The sequence below is a fragment of the Nocardioides endophyticus genome (assembly GCF_039543845.1).
Lineage (GTDB): Bacteria > Actinomycetota > Actinomycetes > Propionibacteriales > Nocardioidaceae > Nocardioides > Nocardioides endophyticus.
Genome location: NZ_BAABKN010000015.1, coordinates 234,235 through 259,025 on the forward strand (window position 1 = coordinate 234,235; position 24,791 = coordinate 259,025).

At 71.4% G+C, this 24,791-nt stretch carries 24 protein-coding genes; 13 read left to right on the top strand and 11 right to left on the bottom strand.

Annotated elements, in window-relative coordinates:
- The first annotated feature begins 27 nt into the window (after nucleotides 1-27).
- From ABEA33_RS13630 to ABEA33_RS13640, 3 genes are all read left to right on the top strand, one after another.
- Nucleotides 28-804: an ABC transporter ATP-binding protein gene (locus tag ABEA33_RS13630; RefSeq protein WP_345527334.1), complete on the top strand. Its 777-nt coding sequence runs from the start codon at nucleotides 28-30 to the stop codon at nucleotides 802-804.
- Entirely contained in the window at nucleotides 801-3,362 is a 2,562-nt protein-coding gene (locus ABEA33_RS13635; protein WP_345527335.1) for an ABC transporter permease, read from the top strand. Before ABEA33_RS13630 ends, ABEA33_RS13635 begins: the two co-directional genes overlap by 4 nt.
- Nucleotides 3,363-3,436: 74 nt before the next feature.
- On the top strand, nucleotides 3,437-4,156 hold the full coding sequence (locus ABEA33_RS13640) for a GntR family transcriptional regulator (RefSeq protein WP_345527336.1): 720 nt from the start codon (nucleotides 3,437-3,439) through the stop codon (nucleotides 4,154-4,156).
- Between the two features lie 6 nt (nucleotides 4,157-4,162).
- Here ABEA33_RS13640 and ABEA33_RS13645 read toward each other — a convergent pair whose 3' ends face one another.
- On the bottom strand, nucleotides 4,163-4,507 hold the full coding sequence (locus tag ABEA33_RS13645) for a hypothetical protein (RefSeq protein ID WP_345527337.1): 345 nt from the start codon (nucleotides 4,505-4,507) through the stop codon (nucleotides 4,163-4,165).
- Nucleotides 4,508-4,598: 91 nt separating this feature from the next.
- On the opposite strand from ABEA33_RS13645, the gene ABEA33_RS13650 reads away from it, so the two are divergent.
- Both ABEA33_RS13650 and ABEA33_RS13655 read left to right on the top strand, forming a co-directional pair.
- Nucleotides 4,599-5,306, top strand: a complete 708-nt coding sequence (locus ABEA33_RS13650; RefSeq protein WP_345527338.1) for a copper homeostasis protein CutC — start codon at nucleotides 4,599-4,601, stop codon at nucleotides 5,304-5,306.
- Nucleotides 5,307-5,316: 10 nt separating this feature from the next.
- Nucleotides 5,317-5,577, top strand: a complete 261-nt coding sequence (locus tag ABEA33_RS13655) for a DUF4031 domain-containing protein (protein ID WP_345527339.1) — start codon at nucleotides 5,317-5,319, stop codon at nucleotides 5,575-5,577.
- On the opposite strand, the gene ABEA33_RS13660 is transcribed toward ABEA33_RS13655, so the two are convergent.
- Entirely contained in the window at nucleotides 5,574-6,170 is a 597-nt protein-coding gene (locus tag ABEA33_RS13660; protein WP_345527340.1) for an HD domain-containing protein, read from the bottom strand. The genes ABEA33_RS13655 and ABEA33_RS13660 overlap by 4 nt on opposite strands.
- Nucleotides 6,171-6,266: 96 nt before the next feature.
- Here ABEA33_RS13660 and ABEA33_RS13665 point away from each other — a divergent pair, with 96 nt between their 5' ends.
- Nucleotides 6,267-6,641, top strand: a complete 375-nt coding sequence (locus ABEA33_RS13665) for a nuclear transport factor 2 family protein (protein ID WP_345527341.1) — start codon at nucleotides 6,267-6,269, stop codon at nucleotides 6,639-6,641.
- Between the two features lies 1 nt (nucleotide 6,642).
- Here ABEA33_RS13665 and ABEA33_RS13670 read toward each other — a convergent pair whose 3' ends face one another.
- The 4 genes from ABEA33_RS13670 to ABEA33_RS13685 all read right to left on the bottom strand — a co-directional run bounded on the left by ABEA33_RS13670 (nucleotide 6,643) and on the right by ABEA33_RS13685 (nucleotide 10,352).
- Complete coding sequence (locus ABEA33_RS13670; protein ID WP_345527342.1) at nucleotides 6,643-7,893, bottom strand: MSCRAMM family protein; 1,251 nt, start codon at nucleotides 7,891-7,893, stop codon at nucleotides 6,643-6,645.
- Nucleotides 7,894-7,949: 56 nt separating this feature from the next.
- Nucleotides 7,950-8,807: an oxygenase MpaB family protein gene (locus ABEA33_RS13675; protein ID WP_345527343.1), complete on the bottom strand. Its 858-nt coding sequence runs from the start codon at nucleotides 8,805-8,807 to the stop codon at nucleotides 7,950-7,952.
- The gene (gene serA / locus ABEA33_RS13680; RefSeq protein WP_345527344.1) at nucleotides 8,807-10,006 is read right to left on the bottom strand and encodes a phosphoglycerate dehydrogenase; all 1,200 of its coding nucleotides are present in this window, start codon (nucleotides 10,004-10,006) and stop codon (nucleotides 8,807-8,809) included. The genes ABEA33_RS13675 and serA overlap by 1 nt, the downstream gene beginning before the upstream one ends.
- An 82-nt stretch (nucleotides 10,007-10,088) precedes the next feature.
- Nucleotides 10,089-10,352 (bottom strand): hypothetical protein, encoded by a 264-nt coding sequence (locus tag ABEA33_RS13685; RefSeq protein ID WP_345527345.1) that lies wholly within the window; start codon nucleotides 10,350-10,352, stop codon nucleotides 10,089-10,091.
- Between the two features lie 148 nt (nucleotides 10,353-10,500).
- Here ABEA33_RS13685 and ABEA33_RS13690 point away from each other — a divergent pair, with 148 nt between their 5' ends.
- Nucleotides 10,501-13,209 (top strand): alpha/beta hydrolase, encoded by a 2,709-nt coding sequence (locus tag ABEA33_RS13690; protein ID WP_345527346.1) that lies wholly within the window; start codon nucleotides 10,501-10,503, stop codon nucleotides 13,207-13,209.
- On the opposite strand, the gene ABEA33_RS13695 is transcribed toward ABEA33_RS13690, so the two are convergent.
- Complete coding sequence (locus tag ABEA33_RS13695) at nucleotides 13,206-14,561, bottom strand: TrpB-like pyridoxal phosphate-dependent enzyme (protein ID WP_345527347.1); 1,356 nt, start codon at nucleotides 14,559-14,561, stop codon at nucleotides 13,206-13,208. The genes ABEA33_RS13690 and ABEA33_RS13695 overlap by 4 nt on opposite strands.
- A 309-nt stretch (nucleotides 14,562-14,870) precedes the next feature.
- Between ABEA33_RS13695 and ABEA33_RS13700 the strand changes: the two genes are divergently transcribed.
- Nucleotides 14,871-15,020, top strand: a complete 150-nt coding sequence (locus tag ABEA33_RS13700; protein ID WP_345527348.1) for a hypothetical protein — start codon at nucleotides 14,871-14,873, stop codon at nucleotides 15,018-15,020.
- Between the two features lie 149 nt (nucleotides 15,021-15,169).
- On the opposite strand, the gene ABEA33_RS13705 is transcribed toward ABEA33_RS13700, so the two are convergent.
- Genes ABEA33_RS13705 through ABEA33_RS13720 form a run of 4 tightly spaced genes read right to left on the bottom strand, consistent with a single transcriptional unit; the run spans nucleotide 15,170 to nucleotide 20,061 of the window.
- Nucleotides 15,170-16,810 carry a DNA repair helicase XPB gene (locus ABEA33_RS13705; protein WP_345527350.1) on the bottom strand — a complete coding sequence of 547 codons (1,641 nt, stop codon included), beginning with the start codon at nucleotides 16,808-16,810 and terminating at the stop codon, nucleotides 15,170-15,172.
- 29 nt (nucleotides 16,811-16,839) lie between these two features.
- Complete coding sequence (locus ABEA33_RS13710) at nucleotides 16,840-17,244, bottom strand: VOC family protein (RefSeq protein ID WP_345527351.1); 405 nt, start codon at nucleotides 17,242-17,244, stop codon at nucleotides 16,840-16,842.
- Nucleotides 17,245-17,253: 9 nt separating this feature from the next.
- Nucleotides 17,254-17,781: a CGNR zinc finger domain-containing protein gene (locus tag ABEA33_RS13715; RefSeq protein ID WP_345527352.1), complete on the bottom strand. Its 528-nt coding sequence runs from the start codon at nucleotides 17,779-17,781 to the stop codon at nucleotides 17,254-17,256.
- A gap of 9 nt (nucleotides 17,782-17,790) precedes the next feature.
- The gene (locus ABEA33_RS13720; RefSeq protein WP_345527353.1) at nucleotides 17,791-20,061 is read right to left on the bottom strand and encodes a helicase-associated domain-containing protein; all 2,271 of its coding nucleotides are present in this window, start codon (nucleotides 20,059-20,061) and stop codon (nucleotides 17,791-17,793) included.
- A gap of 39 nt (nucleotides 20,062-20,100) precedes the next feature.
- Here ABEA33_RS13720 and ABEA33_RS13725 point away from each other — a divergent pair, with 39 nt between their 5' ends.
- From ABEA33_RS13725 to ABEA33_RS13745, 5 genes are read left to right on the top strand one after another with little or no spacing between them, the layout of a single operon-like run.
- The gene (locus ABEA33_RS13725) at nucleotides 20,101-21,027 is read left to right on the top strand and encodes an FHA domain-containing protein (RefSeq protein ID WP_345527354.1); all 927 of its coding nucleotides are present in this window, start codon (nucleotides 20,101-20,103) and stop codon (nucleotides 21,025-21,027) included.
- Nucleotides 21,024-22,157 carry an RDD family protein gene (locus ABEA33_RS13730; protein ID WP_345527355.1) on the top strand — a complete coding sequence of 378 codons (1,134 nt, stop codon included), beginning with the start codon at nucleotides 21,024-21,026 and terminating at the stop codon, nucleotides 22,155-22,157. The genes ABEA33_RS13725 and ABEA33_RS13730 overlap by 4 nt, the downstream gene beginning before the upstream one ends.
- Before the next feature lie 19 nt (nucleotides 22,158-22,176).
- On the top strand, nucleotides 22,177-22,587 hold the full coding sequence (locus ABEA33_RS13735) for an SRPBCC family protein (protein WP_345527356.1): 411 nt from the start codon (nucleotides 22,177-22,179) through the stop codon (nucleotides 22,585-22,587).
- The gene (locus ABEA33_RS13740; RefSeq protein ID WP_345527357.1) at nucleotides 22,587-23,144 is read left to right on the top strand and encodes a dihydrofolate reductase family protein; all 558 of its coding nucleotides are present in this window, start codon (nucleotides 22,587-22,589) and stop codon (nucleotides 23,142-23,144) included. The genes ABEA33_RS13735 and ABEA33_RS13740 overlap by 1 nt, the downstream gene beginning before the upstream one ends.
- 30 nt (nucleotides 23,145-23,174) lie before the next feature.
- On the top strand, nucleotides 23,175-24,791 hold the full coding sequence (locus tag ABEA33_RS13745) for an AMP-binding protein (RefSeq protein WP_345527358.1): 1,617 nt from the start codon (nucleotides 23,175-23,177) through the stop codon (nucleotides 24,789-24,791).

Consider the following 24,791-nt stretch of genomic DNA (forward strand, 5'->3'; position numbering starts at 1 on the left):
GACCCACGGACGCGGGAGGGTTGCCCCATGACCGAGGGCTCCTCCTTCCCGCCCCCGGCGGGCCACACCTCGCCGCCAGCGGCGCGCGTCCGCAACCTGACCAAGACGTACGGCCTCGGGCAGGCGCTGGTCACCGCGCTCGACGACGTCACCCTCGACATCGCCGCCGGTGAGTTCAGCGCGGTGATGGGCCCGAGCGGGTCCGGCAAGTCCACCCTGATGCACTGCTGTGCAGCGCTCGACACCGCCGACACCGGCTCGGTGTTCATCGGCGAGCAGGACCTGACCAAGCTCAAGGACAAGGGCCTGACCCGGCTGCGCCGCGACGAGATCGGCTTCGTCTTCCAGTCGTTCAACCTGGTGCCGACGCTGACCGCCGAGGAGAACATCACCCTCCCGATGTCCATCGCCGGCCGCAGGCCCGACCGAGAGTGGTACGACAACGTCATCGCGACTGTGGGGCTCGGAGACCGCCTCAAGCACAAGCCCAACGAGCTCTCGGGCGGCCAGCAGCAGCGCGTCGCGGTCGCCCGAGCCCTCGCCAGCCGGCCGCGGATCGTCTTTGCCGACGAGCCGACCGGCAACCTCGACTCGCGCTCCGGCGCGGAGGTGCTCGAGCTGCTGCGCCGCAGCGTCGACGACCACGGCCAGACCGTCGTGATGGTCACCCACGACCCCGTGGCGGCGGCGTACACGGACCGGGTCGTCTTCCTCGCCGACGGTCGCGTCGTCGACGAGCTGCGCGACCCCACCCGCGAGCAGGTCCTGGACGTGATGAACCGGATGGCCGAGCAGACGGCATGATCAAGGCCGCCCTCAAGAGCCTGCTCGGGCGCAAGGTGCGCCTGCTGATGAGCACGTTCGCCATCGTGCTCGGCGTCGCGTTCGTCGCGGGCTCGTTGATCTTCTCCGACACCCTCAGTCGCAGCTTCACCGCGCTCTTCGCCTCGACCGTCGGCGACGTGGTGGTGCGCCCGGAGGGCGGTACGACGGCCGACGGTGCGCCCTCGACCGTGACGCTCCCCGCGAGCCTGGTCGAGCAGCTGCGCGAGGTCCCCGGCGCGGCCCGGGTCGACGGCAACGTCAACGCGTTCGGCGTCTTCGTCGTCAGCGACGACGGCAAGGTCGTCAGCGGGTTCGGTCCTCCGGCGATCGGCGGCAACTGGTCGGACGCGCCGGCGGGCCACGGCCTCCAGGGACTCACGATCATCGAGGGCCACGAGCCGCACGGTCCCGATGAGGTGGTCTTCGACGAGCGCACGGCTGAGCGCGCTGGCTACGCCGTCGGCGACAAGGTCGACATCATCCCCTCGACCGCGATCGCCCAGCCTGCCGGCGGGGAGCCGGCCGCGCCGGCCCGGATCCAGCCGACCCTGGTGGGCATCGCGGGCTTCCCGAGCGGTGGTTCGCTCAACGGCGCGACGTACGCCGCCTTCGACACCGAGACCGCCCAGGACCTCTTCCTCGGCGGCGAGGATGCCTACACCGACATCTGGGTCACCGCCGACGACGGGGTCTCCCAGGAGCAGCTGCGCGACGACGTCGAGCCGGTGCTGCCCGACGGAGTCGAGGCCGTCACCGGTGACGATGCTGCCGACGAGTCGGCCTCGGACCTGATGGAGGCCATCTCGTTCCTGACCACCTTCCTGCTGATCTTCGCGGGCATCTCGCTGGTCGTCGGTGCGTTCCTGATCGTCAACACCTTCTCGATCCTGGTCGCCCAGCGCAGCCGCGAGCTCGCGTTGCTGCGCGCCCTCGGGGCGTCCAAGCGCCAGGTGATGTGGTCGGTGCAGCTCGAGGCGTTCGTGCTCGGCGTCCTCGGCGCGACCATCGGCCTCGGCCTCGGTGTCCTGCTGGCGATGGGCATCCGCGCGCTCTTCGCCAACTTCGGGCTCGACCTCTCCGGCCAGCCGCTGATCTTCGCGCCGCGCACCTTCATCGCGTCGTACTCGGTCGGCATCCTGGTCACCATGGCCGCCGCCTGGCTCCCGGCCCGGCGGACCGGGCGGATCGCGCCGGTCCAGGCGATGCGCGACGACATCGCGCTGCCCGAGTCGTCGCTGCGCCGGCGGATCGCCTGGGGGCTCGCGCTCACCGTCGCCGGGCTTGTCGTGCTGGCCCTCGGGCTCTTCTCCGACCTGCCACACGGCGGCTGGCAGACCGGAGGCGGGATCCTCGCGATCCTGCTCGGTGTCGCGGCCATGAGCCCGGTGATCAGCAGACCGTTCCTGGAGCTCGCGCGGGCGTCGTTCGCCCGGGCCTTCGGCAGCGTCGGCAACCTGGCCGGGCAGAACTCGCTGCGCAACCCCCGTCGTACGGCGGCCACCGCGTCCGCACTGATGATCGGCCTGGCGCTCGCCTGCACGATGGCGATCGTCGGCGACTCCGCGAAGGCCAGCGTCGACAAGTCGGTCTCCGAGAACTTCGTCGGCGACTTCGTCGTCAGCAACGTGATCGGTCAGGGCTTCTCGCCGGTGATCGGCGATCAGATGCAGCAGGTCGACGGCGTCGACCGCGTCGTGCGCGAGCGGTTCGCCTCGGCCGAGCGGGGGCGGGGCAACCAGTTCGTCGCGGCCGTCGATCCTGCGGACGTCGACGCGCTCGAGCTCGACGTGAGTGACGGCGACGCCCTCGCCGCGGGCTCCGTGATGCTGCAGCGGACGTGGGCCGACGACGAGGACCTCGGGGTCGGCGACGACCTCGAGCTGGAGCTGCCCGCCGGGAAGCGCACGTTCGCCGTGTCCGGGATCTTCGAGGACAATCCGGTCGTCGCGGCTCCGGTGCTGACCACTCTCGACGACTTCGCCGACGGTGGCTTCCCCGACAGCGACAACGTCCTGATCCTCTTCACCGACGACTCTCCGGGCATCCAGGACCGGCTCGACGCGGTGGTGGCCGACCTGCCCGTCGTGACCGTCAAGGACCAGGCCGAGTTCGCCCAGGAGCAGCGGGAGCCGATCGACCAGTTCGTGCTGATGATCTTCGCGCTGCTCGGTCTGGCGCTCGTCATCGCTGTCCTCGGCATCGTCAACACCCTGGCGCTGTCGGTGATCGAGCGGACTCGCGAGGTCGGCCTGCTCCGTGCCATCGGGCTCAGCCGCGGTCAGCTGCGGCTGATGATCACGCTCGAGTCGGTCGTGATCGCCGTCCTCGGAGCCGTGCTCGGGGTGGTGCTGGGCCTCGGGTTCGGGATCGCCCTGATGTACGCCGTGCGCGACCAGGGGCTCGAGGTGATCAGCGTCCCGGTGGGACAGCTGGCGGTCTTCCTGGTGCTCTCGGTCGTCATCGGGGTGCTCGCCGCGGTCTTCCCGGCCCGCCGCGCAGCACGTCTGGACGTGCTCCGGGCAATTGCGACGGAGTGAGCCCGTAATCACGCGGAGCACCTATGATGCGCGATCCGAGGACGAGAACCCTTTTCACTGCCTACAGTTCAGCCGTGGACGAGTTGCTGGTGACCGAGGGACGTGCGCTCAAGCACGTCCAGGTGCGTGAGTACGTGCGCACTCTCGTCACGGGGGCGGCGCCCGGTTCACCTGCACCTTCTGAACGCGAGCTGGTGCATCGTTTCGGGGTCGCCCGCATGACGGTACGACAAGCGATGGATGCGCTGGTGGTCGAAGGACTGCTCGAGCGCATTCCCGGGCGAGGCACGTTCGTGGCCCGCCCTCGGCGTACGGCGAGCCGCCTGACGAGCTACACCGAGGAGATGTCTCGGCGTGGTCTGTTGGCGGAGTCGCAGACACTGCTGGCCCGGCGCGAGCAGGCGGGGCCTGGTGTGGCCCGCGCACTGAACGTGAGCGAGGGCGACGCCGTGATCCACTGGCGCCGACTGCGCCGGGCGGACGGACAGCCGATGTGCATCGAGGACGCCTACCTCAACGAGGTGCTGATCCCGGGCTTCCTGCAGAGCGGGATGCCTATGAGCCTGTACGACGCCCTGGAGTCGCGCGGGCTGCGACCCACCTGGGCCGAGGACTCGGTCAACGCCGACGTCGCCAACGCCGAGGAGGCCGAGAGCCTCGAGATCGAGGCCGGCACCCCGGTGCTCCGGCACTCGCGGCGTGGTCTCGCAGGTGAGAAGGTCGTCGAGGTGTCGCGCACGGTCTACCGGGCCGACCGCTTCACCATGTGGCTGCAGGTCGGCTCGGAGCCCTAGGCGACACTAGAGCCCACCGAGGGGGGCGACGATGTCGCCGCTCTCCTCGCAGACCCACACCGGGTCCGGGCCGCCGAGGTCCGGCTGGATGTAGAGCACGTGCAGTGGGGTGTGGTCGCCGCAGTCGTTGCAGACCGGCCATCGGCCGACGTGCTCGAAGAGGGCGTCCTGCACGTCCTGGGCGACCAGCCCGGCGACGTACTGGGCGCCTTCGGGCCACTGCTCGGCCCACCACTTGCGTTGCTCGACCGCGTCCTCGAGCGCTGAGACGGCCGTCGGGGTGGCGTGGTTGCGCGCCGCCAGGTCGGCCAGGACGCGGGCCCGTGCGTCGAACAGCAGGGTGTTGTCCATCTCTCCATCATGCTCCTGGCGCCCAACAACCGGCGCGAGTCGCTGAGCGCGGCGCCCCCGCCCGGCGTGCCCCTCGCCCTACAGTGGCCGCATGGGCGACGGCCTCCTCGAGGTGTCCGTCCTCGACCCGCGGGACGTGTCCGGCGCGGCGGAGGGCGGGGCCGACCGACTGCTCCTCTCCACCGCGGACGGGATGTCGCCCGAGCCCGCGCTGGTCTCCGCGGTGTGCCGCGCGAGCGAGCTGCCCGTGCACGTCGTGCTCCGGCTCAACGACACCTGGAGCACCACTGGTGGTGAGATCGCCCGTCTCGTCGGGTTGGGCCAGGACTATGTCGGCTCCGGTGCCGCCGGGTTCTCCTTCGGCTTCCTGGACGCCGACCTGGAGGTCGACACCGAGGTCTGCGCCTATCTCGCGGCGCAGCTCCCACATGTCCCGTGGACATTCGGCCGGGCCGTCGACGACACCCTCGACCTGTGCCGCTCCTGGCGCCGCCTGGTCGAGCTGCCCGGGTTGGCTGGGGTGTGCTCGGCGGGTTCGCCGCGCGGGCTGGAGGCGGGGTTCGACGAGCTCCTGTCGGTGGCCGCGGACCCGACCGTGGCCGCGATGCTGATGCCGGGCGGCGGGCTGCTCGCCGAGCAGGTGCCGTGGTTCGCGCGGTCGGGGGTGCGCCAGTTCCACCTCGGACGGCAGGCGCGACCCGGCGCGTCGTACAAGGCGTACGTCGATGCCGGGCATGTCCGCTCGTGGCGACTCCTCGTCGACGACGCGCTCGAGCGGGCCGTCCGCGCCGCGGGGTGACCTCGACCCGATGATCCTGATCGACCCGCCCAACGCGGCCGGGCACGGCCGCCTGTGGTCGCACCTGGCCAGCGACACGTCGTACGACGAGCTGCACGTCTTCGCCGCCGGCGTGGGCATCCCGCTCCGCGGCTTCGACCGGGACCACTACGACGTGCCGTCCGAGTGGTACGACGAGGTGGTCGCCGCCGGGGCCGTCCCCATCTCCTCGCGCGAGCTCGTCGCCCGCCTGATCGCTGCGGGGCTGCGGCGGCGGAAGGGTCGGGGCTAGCCCAACCCCGCCAGCTCGCGCTCGACGTTGGCCCGGGCGGCGTCCTCCCAGGTGCTCCGGGCGTACGCCGTGTGGAAGAGGTGCGGCTTCGCGAGCAGATCGCGCAGGATCGTCGCCCGACCCGCCGCGAACGCGTCGTCGGGCACCTCGGCGTACTCCTCGCGGACCGAGGCGGCGTACTCGGCGTAGCGCTCCGCCGATCCCGCCAGGATCGCCAGGTCCGCGTCGGAGAGGGCGCACCCGTTGGCGTCGTCGTCGGCGGGCAGGTGGTGCTCGGTCATCAGGACCAAGCGCACGACCTCGTCGACGACCGCCTGGTCGACCAGGGTAGGCAGCGCCTCCGCCGCCCAGGCGGCCGAGCGCTTCTCCGCGTCGGGCTGCGCGTCGTACACGCTGTCGTGGAACCACGCCGCCAGTAGCACGGCCATCCGGTCGAACTCCACGCCGTGAGCCGACAGCTCGTGGACCCGCTCGAGCACCTCGGACAGGTGGCGGCCGTCGTGGTAGCGGCGGTCCGGGTGGGCGTACGACGCCACGAGCTGCGCGCCCAGCGTCCGGGCTCCGGGCAAGGGCCACGAGAGCAAGAGGTCCACGCCGCCATTCAAGACGCCAGACACCATCACGCGCTACGGTTGCCGGCACAAGAACGACATAAGAACGTGTTCTAGTTTCGATCGCGAGGAGTTCAGATGGCAGCGAGCGCGGACCGCATCGGCCAGATCGTCGACGACTACATCCGTCTGGTCGGCTCAGGCACCGCCGACGAGATCGTCGCCCTGTACGCCGCCGACGCCACCGTCGAGGACCCGGTCGGGTCCGACGTGCGCACCGGGCACGCGGCGATCCGGGAGTTCTACGCCGGCCTCGAGGGGCTGGAGAAGGAGACCCGGCTGATCACGTCGCGCATCGCCGGCGGAGAGGTGGTCTTCCACTTCGAGATCATCACCCGCGCGGGGGACAAGACCTACACGCTGTCGCCGATCGACGCGATGACCTTCGACGACAGCGGTGTGATCACCACAATGCGCGCCTTCTGGGGCGACGGCGACATGGTGATCAGCTGACTCAGGGCCCGCAGGTCGCCGGGTCGTCCTGCTCGTCGGCGGGCAGGTGCGGCAGCGCGACGAGCCCGATCGCGGATTCCCTGCTCGTGGTGATCGCGAAGGGCGCAGTTGTTGCGGTGCCGTATTTGCAGTAGTGCGTGCCCTTGCCGAGGTACGGCGAGTACAGGCCGGTTTGGGCGACCACCGTCATGCCGCTCTGCGTGGTGAGCTGTCCAGTGAAGGAGAACCGGCCGCCGCTGTCGGTGATCGTCGTGCCGAGTTTGGTGCCGGCCCCGTTGAAGAGAAGCACCTGGGCGCCCTCGAGGGGGAACGTTGTGTCCTTGGCGTCCACGACAGTGCCGGAGACAGAGGCGCCGCGCTTGGTGACCTTGAACTTGCCGAGGTCCGTCTGGTTGGACTTCACCTTGCCGGAGACCACAGTGCCGGTCTGCGGCAGCCACGCGCCCACCCCGTCGAACTTGAGCTTGTACCTGCCGGGGTAGAGACCCTCGAATATCGCGGTGCCGCCCTTGGCCGTCGCGGTCCACCACTGCCCGGTGGCCTTGCTGGTGACGGTGACCGAGGTCTTGCCGCCGAGTGAGCCGTTGGACGTGTAGAGCAGCACACGCAGGGCGCCGGCACGCTTGCTGAGCCGGATGGCCACATCCTGGCCCTTGCGCGGCTTGATGAGGCCCGCGTAGGCGCTCTTGCCGACCCAGCGCCTCTTCTTGTCCCAGGTGAACATCGAGTACTTGCCCTGCGGCAGGCCGCCGACGGCGAACTGGCCCTTGGCGTTGGCGGTCGTCTCGAAGGACTGCTCCGCGCGGTTGGCCGCCACGACCCGGGCGTTCTTGGCGGGCTTGCCGTCGCCGGTGCGGATCGTGCCGGTGACGTAGCCGCCAGGCTTCATCTTGACGTTGCGGATGGTCGGGTCCCCGGCGCGGACGGTCACCTGGACGTCGGTCGGCGCGTACTTCTCGATCTGGTACGACGGCCGCTGGTCGACGAACTGCAGGTGATAGGTGCCGGGCGCCAGGTTGAGGGCGTACGAGCCGCCGCCGGCGGCCTTCTTGCCGAGGTAGTTCCAGCTCTTGTCGAACCAGAGCAGCTGCACCTTCGGGTGGTCCTTCTGCGGGAACTTCAGCACTCCGGTCACGACCTCGGTGTTCGAGGCGGCCTGGGCGCTTCCCACGGGCGCGACAGCGAGCAGCAGCGAGCCGAGCAGGGCCACCACCGCGACGACGGCGGCGCGGGTCCGAGTGGGAGGAAGCATGCTGCCAGCCTAAGTCTCCCCGCTGAGGGTCCCCCCAAGATCGCCTCAGGCTTGGCTCAAGACCCGTGAGCCCGCTCACGCGGCGTCATCGCCCACCGGATGGTGCCGGTCGCGACCCCGCCCAGGGTGCGCACCACGGTCCGCTCGGAGACCGGCAGCCACGGCAGTCGCAGCGGCAGCCGGGTCCATCGCGGCATCAGGCCGACGGCGGCCGCCGCGATCACGGCGTACGGCGCACGCGCGAGCGCGGGCAGCGGCGGGTGCAGCAGGAGATAGCTGACGGTGGCCCGGGCCTCGGGAGTGCTGCGCAGCTCGGGCCGGTACGCCGCGAGCTTCGCCTTCAGCTCCGCCTCGGTCGTCGGCGGGTCGACGACGCCGAGCCGGCGGGCGACCTCGGCGGTCTGGGCGACGTAGGTGTCTCGATCAGCGCCGGTCAGCGGCTCCCGCCCGTAGACGGTGTGCGCCCGCAGGAAGCTGTCGATCTCCGCGACGTGCACCCAGCCGAGCAGGTGCGGGTCGGAGGCGGCGTACGCCGTGCCGTCGGGCATGGTGCCGACGATGTGCTCGTGGATGCTGCGTACGGCGGCCACGGACTGCTCGGCGTCGTCGGCCGTCCCGAAGGTCGTGACCGCGATGAAGCGGCTGGTCCGGGCGAGCCGGCCCCAGGCGTCCTGGCGGAAGTCCGAGTGGTCCGCGACCCCGCGCATGGCCGCGGGGTGCAGGCTCTGCAGCAGCAGCGCCCGCATGCCGCCGATGAACATCGACGCGTCGCCGTGGACGCGGGTGATCGGGCTGTCGGCCTCGAACCAGCGGGGTCCGGGTCGGCCGTGGATCCGCTCGGCGTGCCTGAGGCCGTCGGGACCCGCGACGCGCGCGAACAGCTCGCTACCGAGCCGCTCCCGCACGCCGAGCATCAGGCGTCCCAGGTTCGCAGCCAGATGGTGTGCTCCGACTGCGTCAGCTTGGCGAGCGCGTCGGCAGGGAGCGGATCGAGCGTGTCGGTCACGACGTACCCCTGCTCCCCGCGGGTGGAGAGGTACTGGCCGGTGACGTTGGCGCCGGCGTCGGCGAGCACGCCGTTCACACCGGCCAGGACACCCGGCACGTTGACGTGCAGGAAGCCGATCCGGTGGCCGGCCTGCAGCTGCGGGGCCAGTACGGCGGGCAGGTTGACCGACAGCTCGGTGCGGCCCTCGAGCGAGAAGCCCGCGAGCTTGCCGGCGACGAAGTAGCCGATCTCCTCCTGCGCCTCCTGCGTGGAGCCGCCGACGTGCGGGGTGAGGATGACGTTGGGGAGGCCGCGGAGCACCGACTCGAACTCGTCGCCCTGCGCCTTCGGCTCGACGGGGAAGACGTCGAGCGCCGCGCCGGCGATGTGGCCGGACAGGATGTGCTCGCGCAGCGACTCGTTGTCGACCACCATGCCGCGAGCGGCGTTGATGAAGAGGCTGCGCGGCTTCATCTTCGCGAACTGCTCCGGCCCGAAGAAGCCGGCGTTGCCCGGTCGGCCGTCGACGTGGAGGCTGACGACGTCGGCCTTGGCCAGCAGCTCGTCGAGGCTCTTCATCCGCTGCGCGTTGCCGTGCGCGAGGCGGTCGGCGGTGTCGAAGAAGATCACCCGCAGGCCGAGCGCCTCGGCCAGGTTGGACAACTGGGTGCCGATGTTGCCGTAGCCGACGATGCCGAGGGTGCGGCCGCGCACCTCGTGGCTGCCGTTGGCCGACTTGTCCCAGACGCCGTCGTGCATCTTGTGGGTCTTCTCGGTGAGCCGGCGGGCCAGCGCGATGATCTCGCCGATCACGAGCTCGACGACGCTGCGCGTGTTGGAGTACGGCGCGTTGAACACCGCGATCCCGCGATCGGCCGCGGCGACCAGGTCGACCTGGTTGGTGCCGATGCAGAAGCACCCGATCGCCAGCAGGTCGGGGGCGCCGTCGAGCACGGCCTGGGTGATGTGGGTGTTGGAGCGGATCCCGAGCAGCTGCACGCCGGGCAGCACCTCGAGCAGCTCCTGCTCGGACAGTGATCCCGCCCGCAGCTCGACCTCGAAGCCGCGCGCCTCGAGGACCTCGACGGCGAGCGGGTGGATGTTCTCGAGCAGCAGCACCTTCACGCGACAAGCCTAGGTGCCGTCCGTCCCAGGGCCGAACCCTCGCCGATGTGTGGACGTTCGGGCACGGCGTCGGTGCCGTCGCTCAGGGGCGCATCCAGTGCGGGTGCGTCCGGTTGCCCTTGCACACGTAGCGGCGGCCGTTGGCGTCCCACCCGCTGCGGCCGTACTTGCTCTGGGGGCAGAACTGGCCACCCCGGATGCAGGTGCCGCTGGAGGTGCGCGTGCAGGCGTGGGCGCGTGCGCTGGCGGCGACGCCGTCAGACGGCGTCACGTCGGCGACGGCAGGTGTCGCGACGAGTCCAGCGAGCAGGAGACCGAACGTCGCGAGCAGGATTCGTAGCTTCATCCCTCGAAGGTGGCATCGATCTCGCGGGCTGTCCGCCGTTCGGCTGAGCCTTTGCCGTATGGACCAGACCACCGGGTGTGTCGAATCCGCGGTCGGCGCACGGCACGTTCGACGTCGCGTGCGGCGACCGGGCGGCATGATGCGAGGCATGCCTCGTCCCTCCGGGTGGATCGCCGCCTCGGCTGCGCTCGTGCTCGCCGCCACCGTCCTCTCCAGCGGGATCGGTGGGGCCGCGGCGCGACCGCACGTGACCGATCGGGCGCCGGCCGCCGCGAGCGTCCGGGGGGAGTGGCAGGTCCGCACGCTCGGGCCCGGGCAGTACGCCGTCGCGTGGACGTCGCCGACCCGGCTGCCGGTCACCTCCGACCGGCCGACCGTCGTCGGCCCCGCGGGGTGGCTGGTCGGCACGTCGACGATCGCGGGCGACGGCCGCACGGTGCGAGCCCGGATCGACGCGCCGACCCGGCCCGACCCCACCCGGCTCGACGTACGCCTCTCCGGTGTCCGGCTCGACGCCGTCGCCGGCGATCGCGCCCGCCGGGCCGCCGGCCCGTTCGAGCCGGCGCTCGACCTCCCCGGCACGCAGACGTTGACGACCGACCCGGCGACTCCGGGGTCGTACGCCGTCGCCACGAGCGACTACACGCTGGCCCCGGTGGCAGTCCCCGGCATGCGCGCGCCGATCGAGATGGTCGGCCACGTCGTCGAGCCGGCCGCCGGGGCGCCCACCGGCCCGCGGCCGTTGGTGCTCTTCATGCACGGCCGCCACGGCTCCTGCTACGACCCGGCCGACGCGGACGCGTGGTCCCAGAACTGGCCCTGCAAGGCGCCGTTCCGCGAGGTGCCGAGCCACCTGGGCTACGACTACGTCCAGCAGGTGCTGGCCTCACAGGGCTACGCCACCGTCTCGATCCGGGTCAACGGCATCAACGCCCAGGACTTCGACGCACCCGACGGTGGCGCCGGTGCTCGCGCCCGCCTCGTGCAGGCGCACCTGGACCACTGGGCCGGGCTGGCCGCGGAGCACCAGGTCGACCTGTCCCGCGTCGTCCTGGTCGGCCACAGCCGTGGCGGCGAGGGCGTCGACCGGGCCTCCATCCGGATCCCCCTGACCGCGCCGTACCGGATCGTCGGGCAGGTGCTCATCGCACCGACCGACTTCGCGGTGCAGACCGCGCCGTACGTCCCGACCGTCACGCTGCTGCCGTTCTGCGACGGCGACGTCAGCGACCTGCAGGGCCAGAAGTTCACCGATGCGGCCCGCGACGTCGCGCCCGGCGACACGTCGCTGAAGAGCAGCGTCTTGGTGATGGGCGCCAACCACAACTACTTCAACACCGAGTGGACGCCGAAGACCGCCGTGTCGCCCGCGAGCGACGACTGGCCCGGCGAGGCCGGCCAGACCTGCGGCTCGGCCGACCCCCGGCGCCTCACTGCCGCCGAGCAGCGGGCCATCGGGACGGCGTACGTCGCCGGCGCCGTGCACCTCTTCGCTGCCGGCGACCAGTCCGTGTTGCCGCTCTTCGACGGCTCGCGGGCGCGGGTCGCGTCGCAGGGTGATGCCCAGACGCTGAGCCACGCGATCGGTGGCGGCCGGGTCGTGCGCGTCCCGTCGACCACGACGGCGCTGTCGCTGGCCGATGGTGCCCAGACGCGCTTCTGCGCCGGCACGTACGACGACGGCCGGGTCTCCTCGTGCGGGCTCGGCGCTGCCCTGGCCGCGGCTGCCCCGCTCTGGTCGACGAACGGCGAAAGGCTGCCGGTACGGAGCTTCTTCGAGATGGCCTGGACGGCGAGTGGCCAGTCCGGTGGGCTCCTGCTCGCCAGCCCGCTCGACCTGACCGGCCGTCGCCTCGAGCTGCGCACCATCGTCGACGGCCGGTCCGCGACGGCGGTGCGGGTCCGGATCACGGACGCCGACGGCGCCGGCGCGCTGGTCGACCCGGTCGGTGGTGTCGGTCTGCCCGGTCTCGGCTCCACGGCCGACGTCCGCAAGCTCTGGGCGCAGACCCTGGTGGTCGACCCGACGGGCGCCGCCGTCGACCTCACCCGGATCACCCGGGTCGACCTGGTTGCCGCAAGCTCGCGCGGCAGGGTGTGGGTCGCCGACCTGGCCTCGGCCCCGGCCGCCCTGGCCGCCGTACCCGACCGTCGCCTGCCCACCGTCAGCTTCTCGCGGGTGCGAGTCACCGAGGGGATGGGCGGAGCGAAGACCGCTCGCGTGCCGTTCCAGATCTCCGGAGCCCTCACCTCTCCGGCCCGCTTCACGGTGCTCACCGTCGGGCAGGCACGCGGCGACGTGCAGCGCTTCACGGTCGACCTCGCACCGGGACAGACGAGCGGATCGGTCCCGGTCGGGTACGTCGCGGACCAGCGCGCCGATTACCGGCGGCTGGTCACCCAGGTGACCGCTTGGCCGACCCGCAACGTGATGACCGACGGCTACCTCGGTGAGCTCGCGGTCATCGATGACGACCCACGTCCGAAGGTCGCCATCCGGGCCGTCGCGCGAGAGGTGCCCGCGGGCAGTCCGGCGCGGTGGCGGATCCGGCTCGACAAGCCCGTCGACTTCGACCTGTCCGTGTCCGGCAAGGTCGTCCGCGGTCCGGGTACGCCGGTCCGGGTCTCCGACATCGCGCAGTCCTGGACCGACCTGCACGTCGGGCCGGTCCGTCCGGGCAAGCCTCTGTGGAAGTCGCACGCCATGACGTACGACGTCATCGACCCTGGCCGCCGCGAGGTCGTGATCTCGATCCCGACCCGACCGTCCGACGAGGCCGGTGCGACCCGGACGTTGACGCTCCGGATCGACATCGGCAAGCAGACGGTGCGGCGTACCGTCCGGATCGTCTCCTAGACGATCGGCACCCCGGCCAGCGCTGTCGCCAGTGCGTCGTCGGAGAGCGGGTCGTCCTCGAGCCGGCCGCTCAGGAAGGCGTCGTACGCACCCAGCTCGAGGAGACCGTGGCCGGAGAGCCCGATCACGATGACCTTCTCCTCGCCCGACTCCTTGGCGGCCAGTGCCTCCCGCCTCGCCTGGGCGAGAGCGTGGGAGGACTCGGGCGCCGCGACGATGCCCTGGGTGCGGGCGAACTCGAGACCCGCCTCGAAGCACTCGCTCTGGTGCAGCGCGGTCGCCTCGATCAGCCCCTCGTGCACTGCGTGGGAGACCAGCGGCGCCATCCCGTGGTAGCGCAGGCCGCCCGCGTGGATCGGTGACGGCACGAAGTCGTGGCCGAGCGTGTACATCTTCATCAGCGGGGTGAGGCCGGCGGTGTCGCCGAAGTCGTAGCGGTACTCGCCGCGCGTCAGCGTCGGGCACGAGCTCGGCTCGACCGCGAGGATCGTGGGGTCCTGATTGCCGGCGAGCTTCTCGCGCAGGAACGGGAACGCCAGCCCGGCGAAGTTGGAGCCGCCTCCTGCGCAGCCGACCACGAGGTCGACGCTCGACTCGCCGGCCTTCGCGAGCTGACGCAGCGCCTCCTCGCCGATCACCGTCTGGTGCAGGAGCACGTGGTTGAGCACCGAGCCGAGGGCGTACTTGCTGCTCTCGTCCTGGGCCGCCACCTCGACCGCCTCGGAGATCGCGATGCCCAGTGAGCCCGGGTGGTCCTCGGGGAACGCCTTGCCCGACTCGGTCAGCCGGCTCGGCGAGCGGTGCACGGTGCCGCCGAACACCTCGATCAGCGTGCGGCGCTGGGGCTTCGTGTCGTACGACGCGCCCACCTGCCACACCTCGCACTCGACGTCGAAGAGCGCGGCGGCGTACGACAGGGCCGTGCCCCACTGACCGGCGCCGGTCTCGGTCGTCAGCCGCCGAATCCCGTGCAGGGAGTTGTAGTAGACCTGCGGGATCGCGGTGTTGGTCTTGTGGGAGCCGGCCGGCGAGACGCCCTCGTACTTGTAGTAGATCCGGGCCGGCGTGCCCAGCTTCTGCTCCCAGCGGCGGGCGCGGTAGAGCGGGCTCGGCCGGTACTGCTTGTAGACGTCGAGCACCGGCCCCGGGATCTCGACGTACCGCTCTCCGGTCACCTCCTGCATGATCAGCTCGATCGGGAACAGCGGCGCCAGGTCGTCCGGCCCGACCGGCTCCCGCGTGCCCGGGTGCAACGGCGGGGGCGGCGGCGTAGGGAGGTCGGCCACGATGTTGTACCAGTGGGTGACCTGCTCGGACTCGTCCAGCGTGAACATGATCTGGTCGTCGCTCATGCCCGCAGGCTAGCGACGACGCGCCCGTCTCGGGAGTGCATCGTCTCGGTGGTTGAGGTGTGAGGGCCGTCAGGCCCGAGCCTCGAATCCACCACGGCGAAGGCAGGGCGGTGGTCGAGCAGCGAGCTCCGGCGAGCGTCGTCGAGGCCCCCGCACCTGAGCGCCCTGTCGGGGTTGCGGGGATCTCGGCAGGCTCGACCACCGGGGGCCGCGTGGGCCGTCACCTCGCCGGCCCCTCAGCGATGACGTGACGTTCGCGTTGTTCGAACGTTCGTGCAACGCAGAACCTGGAATGGAGCTTGGCTGCCGTTGGCTGACAACGGGGGTATCTCGGTGGTCGAGCAGCGAGCTCCGGCGAGCGTCGTCGAGACCTCCGCACCGGAGGGCCCTGTCTGGGTTGCGGGGGTCTCGACAGGCTCGACCACCGCAGGCCGCATCGCGCTCGACTACGCCGCCTGAGGCCCGACCCTCTCGGGAGCAGCCATGACAACGACCGATCTCGTCCGGATCTTTCACGACCTCGAGACCGGCACGTCCTCACCTCGATGCGAGTGCGAGCTCGATCCCGGACCGACCACGCCTCCGGATACGACGGCTCTGAGGCGGACTCAGGCTGGCAGATCCTCCGCGTCCACGATCCGGTAGGCGTAGCCCTGCTCGGCGAGGAACCGCTGCCGGTTCTGGGCGAACTCGGCGTCGACGGTGTCGCGGGAGACGATCGTGTAGAAGTGCGCGGACTTGCCCTCGGACTTCGGTCGGAGGAGCCGGCCGAGGCGCTGGGCCTCCTCCTGGCGGGACCCGAAGGACCCGGAGACCTGAATGGCGACCTCGGCGGAGGGCAGGTCGATGGAGAAGTTCGCGACCTTCGAGACGACCAACAGGCCGACCTCCCCGGAGCGGAACGCGTCGAAGAGACGCTGCCTCTCCTTCACCGGCGTCTCGCCCTTGATGACTGGAGCATCCAGGGCGGCAGCGAGCTCGTCGAGCTGGTCGATGTACTGCCCGATGACCAGGGTCGGCTGGCCGGGATGCGCCGCGACGAGGTCGCGGACGACGTCGATCTTGTGGTGCGTGCACGCCGCGAGCCGGTAGCGCTCCTCTGGCTCGGCGGTCGCGTAGGCCAGCCGCTCGGAGGACGGCAGCGTCACCCGCACCTCGACGCAGTCCGCCGGCGCGATCCAGCCCTGCGACTCGATGTCCTTCCACGGGGCGTCGTACCGCTTCGGCCCGATCAACGAGAAGACGTCGCCCTCGCGGCCGTCCTCGCGCACGAGCGTCGCGGTGAGTCCGAGGCGCCGGCGGGCCTGGAGGTTGGCGGTCATCCGGAAGATCGGCGCAGGGAGCAGGTGCACCTCGTCGTACACGATCAGGCCCCAGTCGCGCGCGTCGAGCAGCTCGAGGTGCGAGTAGACGCCCTTCCGCTTCGTCGTCAGCACCTGGTATGTCGCGATGGTGACCGGCCGGACCTCCTTGACGGAGCCCGAGTACTCGCCGATCTCGTCCTCGGTGAGAGACGTACGGCGGACCAGCTCGTCCTTCCACTGCCGCGCGGAGACGGTGTTGGTGACGAGGATCAGCGTGGTGGCCTTCGCCTCGGCCATCGCGGCTGCGCCGACCAGGGTCTTGCCGGCGCCGCAGGGGAGTACGACGACCCCGGACCCGCCGTGCCAGAAGGACTCGGCCGCCTCGCGCTGGTAGTTGCGCAGGTGCCACTCGGTCTCGTCGAGGAAGATCGGGTGCGCCTCGCCGTCGACGTACCCCGCGAAGTCCTCGGCCGGCCAGCCGAGCTTGAGCAGCGCCTGCTTGAGGTTGCCGCGCTCGGACGCGTGCACCACGACGGTGTCGTCGTCGATCCGCTCGCCAAGCATCCCGGCGATCTTCTTGGCGCGCAGCACCTCCTCGAGCACTGGGCGGTCGGTGGAGGCCAGGACCAGCCCGTGGATCGGGTTCTTCTCGAGCCGCAGCCGCCCGTAGCGGGCCATCGTCTCGGCGACGTCGACGAGCAGCGCGTGCGGTACGGCGTACCGGCTGTACTCGAGCAGCGTGTCGACGACCTGCTCCGCGTCGTGGCCGGCGGCACGGGCGTTCCAGAGGCCGAGCGGCGTCAACCGGTAGGTGTGGACATGCTCGGGGGAGCGCTCGAGCTCGGCGAACGGCGCGATCGCCTTGCGGCAGTCCGCCGCGCGCTCGTGGTCGATCTCGAGCAGCAGCGTCTTGTCGGATTGGACGATGAGGGGGCCGTCATTCACCGACCCAGCCTACGGACCGGCCGAAGGCCTCAGCTGTAGAGGCAGAACGGATGACCATCGGGGTCGAGCAGCACCCGTACGTCGTCCTGCGGCTGGTGCTCCGCCGGCCTGGCGCCGAGCTCGACGGCATGCGACACGGCAGCCTCGAGGTCCTCCACCTCGAAGTCCAGGTGCAGCTGCTGCTGGGGCTGGAAGAGCGACGACGGCCAGACGGGCGCGATGTGCTGCTCGTTGAGGTGGAAGGCGAGGTAGGCGACGCCGTCGGGTGGGCTCAGCGTCACCCAGTCGTCCTCCTCGGACGCGATGTCCCACTCGAGCAGCTCGGCGTAGAAGCGGGCGAGCCGGCCCGGCGTGCGAGAGTCGAGCACGACGCCCCAGTAGTCCTTGCGGGCCGACCGGTCCGAGTTCGGGTGGTGCGTGATCCGTCCGCGCATGCGGTGACGCTACGCGGTCGCGGCCGCCCGTCGGCGGGCGCGGTACGCCGCGACGTTGGCCCGTGACGAGCAGCGGTCGGAGCAGTAGCGCCGCGACCGGTTCGGCGACGCGTCGACGAACGCGTTGGTGCACGTCGTCGACGAGCACACCCCCAACCGGTCGGCGCCGAGGTCGCAGACCAGCGTGGAGACACCCAGGAGGGACTCGCCGACGATCTGCTCGGCGACGCTCCCCGAGCCGGTCCACACGTGCAGGTGCAGGTGCTGGGCGTCGTGGTCGGAGATCTGCGGAGTGATCGGGTGCCGGGCGAGCAGCCCGTTGAGGCCGGCCACGACGGCCGAGACGTCGCCGGCCTCGCCCGCTTCGAAGACCGGGCGGAGCTCACGCTGCAGCTTGCGCAGCAGCATGCAGTCGCGGTCGGCGGCGCGTCCCCGCAAGCCCGGGCGGTCGTCGAGGTACGCGAGCAGGCCGTCGACCTCGGAGAGGTCGGCGTTCAGCAGGGCAGCCGCCGCCTCGGCATACCGAATGAAGTCCACGATTCAATCTTACGGAGCGTCTGGGAGCGGGCGCACCGTGGTGATCCGGTGCACCGCAAAGGTCCGCACGTCGTCGCTGCGGTGGTCGTGTGCCGTGAGGCTGCCGCCGTCGAGCGACATCGGGTCCACGACCCGGTCGCTGCTGGCGCCCTGGTTGTCGACGTACCCGATGACGATCGTCGCGCCGGTCTCGATCGCCTCGCGAAGCGCGGTCATCGAGCCGGTCGGGGTGAGCCGGTCGATGGCCACGGTGGGTCGCGTGGACTCGGCCCGGTCGCCGGCGCGGATGGCGCTGACGACCTGGCTGGTGTGCGCGGTCTCCCGGACGGCCCGCTGCGCGCGACCGCGGTGCTCCTTCGGGGTGCGCGCCCGGAGCACGTCGGGCCGGGCGACGTGGACGGTGCCGTCGGGGGACTCGACGACGGGGGCGACGCCGAGGTCACGCAGGCGCGGGAGGAGTACGTCGATCGGCGTGGTGCTGATCAGGACAGTCGGGGCCAGGCGGCGCAGTCCAAGGGTCGCGGCCTTCGGGTGGTGCAGGAGCTCGACCAGAGCCGCCTCGTCGTCGGCGCGCAGGAACGCCTCGGCGTGGCCGACTCGCACCGACCCGAACGTCCGGGCGGTGTCGTCGACCAGGTAGGTGAGCGGCTGCGGCACCGGCGTGCGCGAGACCGACCCGATGAAGTCGTGCACCTCGACCGCTGACCAGCCGGTGTCGAGTGCTCGGCGTACGGACCCGGGCGTGAACCGGTAGACGGTCGCGCCGCCGCGTGACTCGACGTCGGCGACCAGCTGCAGCTGCCGCGCCAGCTGCGACTCCAACGGACCGGGCGCCACCGCGGTCAGGTCTGCCTGGAGCAGCACGTGGTCGACGGGCGCGGGAAGCAGCTCGGTGAGGCCGGTCGTCGCGCCGTTGCGGTCGCCGGCGAGCAGGGTCCGGGCGTACGTCGACAGGCCGCCCAGCGCCAGGAGGCCGAGCGAGGTGCCCTCCTCGACCGCCCACACGACCTGGTCCGCGCGGGTGCGGGGGCGGCGCGGTCGGAGCCACTCGACGTGCTGCCGCAGTGACGGGACGCCGGTCCCCGAGGCGAGCACCGTGTCGGGCTCGAGACCGCTCAGCACGCCGAGGGTGAGCAGGCGGGTCTCCACCTGGTGGACCCCGGACAGCTCAGGGACGAGCGCGTTCCAGGTCTTGCCCGCGGGGTCGCGGGAGCCGACCAGGCCAGGCAGTCGGGGGCTGTCCAGCCACGCGGTCGCCAACGCGAGCCAGCGCTCGGCGGTCGGCAGTGCCGTCCAGGCGTCGAAGGCGTCGGTCGGGATCCAGCGCGCGTCGCCGTTGGGTCCGGCGGCGGTGGACAGCAGCCCCGCGGCCGAGGCGACCTCGACCAGGAGGGCGGCGGTGGGCTCGTCGACGTGGAGGTCGGTCGCAAGGGTGCGCAGGTCCCGGACGCCGAGACCGCCGCTGCGCAGGGCCGCGGGCGGGTTGGTGCCCCACTGGTCGAGCAGCAGCTCCACCCGGTGCGCGGCCTCGAAGGCCGCGCCCGCGGCCGCCCGGTCGACCATGGCCTGCCGACGCTCCGAGGTGGCGAGCGCGGGCGGGACGTCGACGGCGGCCGCCGTGGTGTGGCCGCCACGCAGGGCCATCCCGACCTCACCCGGGAGCACCACGGAGCCGCCGCTGCGCGGGACCAGCAGGCGGTGCGCCAGCAGCTCCTCGGCCGGGGTGGTCGCCTCTCCGGGAAGCACGGTGTGCCGGGCGGATCCGCTGGTCGCGGCGCCACCGGCGTCGAGGACGTGCTCGAGGAGTCCCCGGGCCGCCGGCGAGATGACCTCGAGCCGGGCAGCGACCTCGTCGGCGGTCAACGGATCGGCCGAGACCGGGCGCAGCCCGCTGACGCCGGGGGACCCCGGCGTCAGGGCCTCGGCCACCGTGGTCAGCGGGCGCACGCCCTGTGGGCTCTCCCACGCCAGCGCCAGGTCGAGCAGCCGCTCGAGCGCGGTGTGCACGGAAGCGCCGTCGCCGTGGACCACGTCCACCAGCTCGTCGGCGCTGGTTTGACCCACCACGACGAGGGCATCAAGGACACAGAGCTCGAACCGGTTCAGCTGGTCGAGCGCGCGTAGGACAGAGGACCGGGTGGCCGCCCGCGAGGCGAGCTGGCCGGAGTCGTGAGGGGCCGGAGTGGCGAGATCGGGGCGCAGGTGGAGCAGACGGGACAGCCGTTCGACCGGCCAGCCGCGGAGCTGGTCGGCGAGGGTGCGGTACGCCGTCGCGGACATCCCTCCCACGCTACCGGGCCGAGCACGGGAGGTACGCCGGTGAGTGCGGCGCCGGGACTCGCGTGGTCATTCCGCAGCGGCGAGTGGTTCGGGATCTTCGGCCCGAACGCGACCGTCGTACTGCCGCCGACCGAGAAGGATCGCGTCGCGCGACTGTGGGAGCTGGTCGACGACGGTGCCGGCTTCGACGAGACCCTCGACGCCCTGATCTCGGCCGGCCTGCGTGAGCTGCCGGGATTCGTGCTGGTGAGCGAGCAGCACGCCGAGACCCGGGTCGTGATCCGTGGAGCGGCTCGCGTCCACCTGGCGACCCGCGACGAGGTCGTGCACGTGGAGGGTGACGAGGGCACCATCTGGGTCGAACGGTCGGTCTCCGGCGTGGCCCGGGTCCGGATCGAGGTGACCGACGAGACCGACAACGACCACCTCGACGGGGTGATCGACGGCGGGCTGGTCCGGCTCGGCAGCGCCGAGCACCCGCCGGCCCTCGACGAGGTCTCGGTCCCGGAGAGTCGGGACCACGACGGCCTCACCCGCGGCCCGCAGACCGCCCCCGTCGACCTGCTCGGGCTGCCGCCCGGGATCGAGAGCCAGCCGCCGCCGGTCACCGCCCGACCGGTCGCGCGACTGCTGCTGCCCGACGGCGAGACCGTCGATGTCGACCGCTCCATCCTGGTCGGTCGGGCGCCCGAGGCGAGCCGCATCGTCACCGAGGGAGAGCCGCGCCTGGTCGCGGTCGCGAGCCCGCACCAGGAGGTGTCCTCGACCCACCTGGAGGTGCGGCCGGGATCCGGGGCCGACCACGGCTGCGCGGTCGCCACCGACCTCGGCTCGACCAACGGCTCGGTCGTCGTCCAGCCCGGCCTGCCGCCGGAGGACCTGCGACCCGGCGTCACGGTCCAGCTGGTCCCCGGGGCTGTCGTCGACCTCGGTGACGGCGTGAGCATCGAGGTCATCGACGCGTGACCGGCGAGACCGTCCCCTTGACGCCGGTCGCCGACCTGGACCGGCGCTTCTACGCCTTCGCCATCGACCGGGCGATTGCCTGGAGCCTCGACGCGGCTGCCGCGGTGATGATCTTCCAACTGCTCATCGAGCCCGGCAACGTCTGGGCGGGCGTGGTCGCGATCATCGGCGTGGTCGTCCTGGTCGGTGCGGTGTTCGCGGTGGTCCTGGGCCTCACCGGCACCTCGCCGGGCATGGGCATCTCCGCGATCCGAGTGGTCCGTGACAGCAGTGTCCGGGAGGGCAGCGGTACGCCGATCGGGGTCCGCGACGCGCTGCTGCGCCAGCTGATCCTGGGTGTCGCCGCGCTGCCCACCCTCGGCCTCGGTGTCGCCACCTTGGCCTGGACCGCCGTGATGGATGTCGATGGCCGCCGCCGGGGGTGGCACGACCACGTCGCGCACTCCGTCGTGGTCGACGTCCGCCCCGTGGTCGAGGAGCTGCCCGAGGAGGAATCCGGGCCGCGCCACGTCGTCAACCTGACTGCTCTCCGTCTGGTTCCGGCGCCCGCGCCCGAGCCCGTCAGCTCGCCGGCCCGTGCCCGCAGGCCCAGCTCGCCCCCGCCGGCCGGTCCGCCACAGCCACCGACCCAGCCCCAGCCGGCGCGGCACGCCGCCGTGGCGATCGCCCCGTCGCCACCACCACCCCCGCCGGCCTCGTCGCGGCAGCAGCTCGGCTACCCCCTCGTGCCCGAGCCTCGCCCCGACGCCGACCCGGATGCGTCTGTCGGCGGGGCACACGCCGCCCGGGCCGCCCGGTCACCTTGGCGCGTCCGCTTCGACACGGGGGAGTCCTTCCTCGTCGAGGGCCTCGCCCTGGTCGGCCGCCGCCCGGAGGGGCGCCACGGCGAGCAGGTGCAGCACCTGGTCCAGCTGCCCTCGTCCGACATGTCGCTGTCGAAGACGCACGCGCAGTTCCAGATCGCTGCGGACGGCGCGCTCGTCGTGATGGACAGAGGCTCGACCAACGGCTCCTTCCTGGTCCGTCAGGGCGTGCCGCGCGGCCTCCCGGCGGGCAAGGCCGCGACCCTGGTCGACGGTGACCACGTCCGCTTCGGCGACCGCGAGATGACCGTCGTACGCGAGGGGTAGAGCGGGCTAGATTGCGCTCATGACCTTCGAGTACGAGCTCTCCGTGACCACGACCGCGAGCCCCGCCGACGTGTGGGCGCTGTGGAGCGACGTCGGCAGCTGGCACGCGTGGGACCCGGCCGTCGAGCGGGTCGCGCTGGAGGGCCACTTCGCGGAGGGCGCCGCCGGCACGATGTCGCTCGTGGGCGGGATCGAGGCACCGTTCGTGCTCGAGATCGTGGAGCCCGGCGCCCGCTTCCTGGACCGGCTGACCATCGGCGACCTGGTGATCCGCATCGACCACCAGGTGAGCGCGACCGACAGCGGGGCCGAGGTGCTGGTCCGCACGACCGTCGAAGGCCCCGGCGCCGAGGACGTCGGGCCGATGGTCACCGGTGACACCCCCAAGGCGCTGGCGGCGCTGACCGGACTGGCGGAGAGCACGGGCTGATGCGCCCCCTGATCACCACCCACTTCGTCTCCCTCGACGGCGTCGCCGAGGCTCCCGGCGGCGAGCAGGGCTACCGGCACAGCGGCTGGACGATGGACGTCGAGGCCGATCCGGCGTCGTACGAGCGCAAGGGCCAGGAGCAGGAGGAGGCGACCGCCTTCCTGATGGGTGGCCGCTCGTACGATGCGTTCTCCGAGGTCTGGCCCGCGATGGACTACTTCGCCGGCTGGAACGCGATGCCCAAGTACGTCGTCTCCAGCACGGTCGCCGACCCGCAGTGGCACAACACCTCGGTGCTCTCCTCGCTCGACGACGTCGCGGCGCTCAAGGAGACCGAGGGCGGCCCGATCTTCGTGCAGGGCAGCATGCTGCTGACGCAGGGCCTCCTCAAGGCGGGTCTCGTCGACGAGATGCGGCTCATGGTCTTCCCGGTCATCCTCGGCAGCGGTCGCGGTCCCTTCCCCGACGACGCCGAGGACAAGGTGAGTCTGGAGCTCGTCGAGTCCACGACGTACGCCAACGGCGTCCAGTACCAGGTCTTCCGCACGCAACGTTGATCCAACGTTCGTCGGCGTAGGTTCGAGGACATGGAGTCGTACGCCAAGGGCGAGCTCGAGCCGCCGCTGTTAGAGGAGACCATCGGGGCGAACTTCGCCCGCACCGCCGCGACGTACGCCGACCGCGAGGCGCTGGTCGAGTTCGCGTCCGGCCGTCGCTGGACCTGGGCGGAGCTCGACCGCGACGTCGACGCCGTCGCGCGCGGCTTCCTCGCGGCCGGCCTCGAGAAGGGCGACCGGGTCGGCATCTGGGCGCCGAACTGCGCGGAGTGGACCCTCACGCAGTACGCCGCGGCCAAGGCCGGTCTCGTCCTGGTCAACGTCAACCCGGCCTACCGGACTCACGAGTTCGCGTACGCCGTCAACCAGTCCGGGATGAGGCTGCTGGTGGCCGCGACCCGGTTCAAGACCAGCGAGTACCGGCAGATGGTCGAGGCCACCGCAGGCGAGTGCCCGACCCTGCAGCGCGCGGTCTACCTCGACACCGACGACTGGGTCGATCTCGTGGCCAGCGGTGCACAGCTGCCCGAGGGAGCGCTGGCGGAGCGGATGGCGACGCTGTCGCCCAGCGACCCGATCAACATCCAGTACACGTCGGGCACGACCGGACGTCCCAAGGGCGCGACGCTGAGCCACCGCAACATCCTCAACAACGGCTACTTCACGACCGAGCTGATCCATCTCGGACCCGAGGACCGGCTCTGCATCCCGGTGCCCTTCTACCACTGCTTCGGCATGGTGATGGCCAACCTCGGCTGCACCTCGCACGGCACCACGATGGTGATCCCGGCGCCCGGCTTCGACCCCGAGATCACGTTGCGTGCGATCGCCGAGGAGCGCTGCACCGGTGTGTACGGCGTACCGACCATGTTCATCGCGATGCAGCACCATCCGACCTTCGCCGACCACGATCTCTCGAGCCTGCGCACCGGGATCATGGCCGGCTCGATCTGCCCGGTCGAGGTGATGAAGCACTGCGTCAACGACATGCACATGGCCGAGGTCTCCATCGCCTACGGCATGACGGAGACGTCGCCCGTCTCCTGCCAGACGAGGTCGGACGACGACCTCGAGCGCCGTACGGCGACGATCGGGCGGGTCCATCCGCACGTCGAGATCAAGGTGGTCGACCCGGTGACCGGCGAGACCGTCGAACGCGGTCAACCGGGGGAGTTCTGCACCCGCGGCTACTCGGTGATGCTGGGCTACTGGGAGGACCCGGACAAGACCGCTGAGGCCATCGACGCCGACGGCTGGATGCACACCGGCGACCTCGCCGAGATGCGCGAGGACGGCTACTGCAACATCGTCGGCCGGATCAAGGACATGGTCATCCGCGGCGGCGAGAACGTCTACCCGCGCGAGATCGAGGAGTTCCTCTACGCCCACCCCGACATCGAGGACGTCCAGGTGATCGGCGTCCCCGACGAGAAGTACGGCGAGGAGCTGTGCGCCTGGATCAAGATGCGCGCCGGCGCCGAGCCCCTCGACGCCGCCGCCGTCCGCGAGTATGCGACCGGCAAGCTCGCGCACTACAAGATCCCGCGCTACGTGCTGGTCGTGGAGGAGTTCCCGATGACCGTGACCGGGAAGATCCGCAAGGTGGAGATGCGCGAGGAGACGGCGAAGTCGCTCGGCCTCGGCTGA